This window comes from Gemmatimonadota bacterium, from assembly GCA_016209965.1.
Lineage (GTDB): Bacteria > Gemmatimonadota > Gemmatimonadetes > Longimicrobiales > RSA9 > JACQVE01.
Window position 1 is genome coordinate 1 of the sequence record JACQVE010000053.1, and the last position, 2,105, is coordinate 2,105.

Annotated in this window: 1 protein-coding gene; it reads right to left on the reverse strand. The window is 66.3% G+C overall.

Features of this window, described 5'->3' with window-relative positions; all coding sequences use genetic code 11:
- Window positions 1-85 precede the first annotated feature (85 nt).
- On the reverse strand, window positions 86-2,105 hold a 2,020-nt coding region (locus HY703_02535; GenBank protein ID MBI4544054.1), incomplete at its 5' end, for a PD40 domain-containing protein.

A 2,105-nucleotide genomic window follows, 5' to 3' on the forward strand; every position in this document is an offset into this window, starting at 1 on the left:
AACCAAAATTGCCGGCTGGGAAAATAAACCGGGGGTGCGGGGGTGTGGGGGGGGGGCCGGCTGCCGCCGGCCCGCCCGCCACAGCCTAGAAGGACGGGCCGAACGACACGGTGAACCGGCCGCTGCGATCGGGACGATTGAGCGGCAGCGCATAGTCCAGGCGCAGGACCGTGTAGAAAATGTTGAAGCGCAGGCCCAGGCCGTAGCTGAAGAGCGGCTCCCGAACCAGGTACGGGTCGTCCCCGGGCTTCCGGTCCCACACCAGCCGCACGTCCCGGGTGGTGCCCTGCGCACATTCGTTCGGCTGGCTGAGGTCCCGCACCGTGCACACCTCCTGGTCCCAGGCCATGCCACCGTCGAAGAAGAGTACCGCGTCCACCGGTGGGAAATTCCCCAGGAACCCGATCTGCAGCTCGGTGATGATCGGGAAGCGCAGCTCCAGGTTCAGCAACGCAGCACTCGAGCCAATCAACTGGTCCCGGACCGGGCAGGGAGAGATCGAGGCCTCTGTGCCGAACTCCCGACTGGTCCGGCACTCCTCGCCATTCAGCTCGAAGGAGTCGCCGTCATAGCCGCGCAGGAAGTAGGGGCCGCCCCAGAAGAGGGAGAACCGGTTCGCGTCGCGCCCCAGCCGCGTCAAGGTCACCAGCCGCGCGGCAAAGACGACCCAGCGCTTGTAGTTCAAGTAGTTGCGGAAGTCCACCAGCCCTTCCGTGTACTCGAAGTCGCCGAACGTCCGCGAGGCCTGCAGCCGGTAGCGCCGGCCATAGATCGGGCCCGTCCAGCCGAAGAGCGAGTTGTCGAATACCAGGGCGGCCACGGGTTCGATGAAGTTCAGGGCATCCCCCGCCGGGACGTCCCGCTGGAACGGCTCCTGTCGCGTAAAATTCCAGCCGCCGCGGTAAAGGATGTCGCGCTCGAGGCGTGTAACGCTCGCCCCCAGCTCGAGCCGCCGGTAGGTGCTGAATGGATAGCTGACAACCCCCTGCGCCGTGCGGATGATATCGCGCAGCAGCACGTGCGCGACCACGTTGTTCGGCTGGCCATCCAGGTTGACGGTAAAGGGGCCGCCGCCCAGGTAGCGGTAGAACGGGATCTGCTCGACGGCCACACCGTAGTTGGCCCGGGTCTTGAGAAAGTTGTAGCCAGCAAAGAAGGTGGCGTCCGAGAACGAACCATTCACGTTCCCCGCCAGCAAGATGTTGTGATTCCCCAGCATGTCCGACAGCGCGACGTAGCTGCCGCCGTACACGCCGTTGCCATAGAAGCCGCCCACCGAGGCGCCGATCGTGGGCCGGCCCACAATGTCCGGACTGAACTTGACGCTGTAGTCCTGCACCTGGAAGGCGCTGGTGTCTGGCAGCGCCAGCTCGGCGCTGTCCAGCAAGGCCATGACCGAAACCGGTCCACCCTGGGGCGCTGACGCCGGCCCCGTCCCCGCCGCTGCCCTCCCGCTCGGCCGGAAGGCATTGCCTTCCCGGTAGTACGACGCGACGACTGCCGCGTCCTCTGCTGCGGCAGCGCCCAGGCTCACCGTATCGACTTGCGGCGGCTTCTCCGCTTCGGCCACGGCAATCTGCACGGCGGGTGGCGCGGGCGGCAGTTGTGACACCGGCACACGCGGGAGCTTTCGCGGATCCGCAGCGGCGTACACGTTATAACCCGCCTGCTCGAAGTAGACGAAGAGCAGGCGCCCATCCGACTTGGACCAGGAGAGCCCCGGGCTGAGGGGCGTAATCGCGATCACGCCGGACAGCACATCGCTGACGCGAGACAACTCGCGCGCCTCGAGATCGAACAGATAGAGGTTGTGAATGCCCGTCCGGTCACTGACCCAGACCAGCGACCGGCCGTCCGGCGCCCAAACCGGATTCAGATTGCGGCCGGCATCCTGCTGGGGCAGCACCTCGATGGCGTTCCGCTCGAGATGGTACAGGGCGACGCGGTAATTCCCGTACGTCAGCCGCTGGAAATCGGTCGCATCCCCGCGGTCCGTGCTGAAGGCGATGGTCTGGCCATCGGGAGACCAGGCGGGCAGCAGGTCCGCGTAGCGATCGTTGGTGAGGCGGCGGACGGCGCCCTCGAGATCCGTCACGAACAGGTCG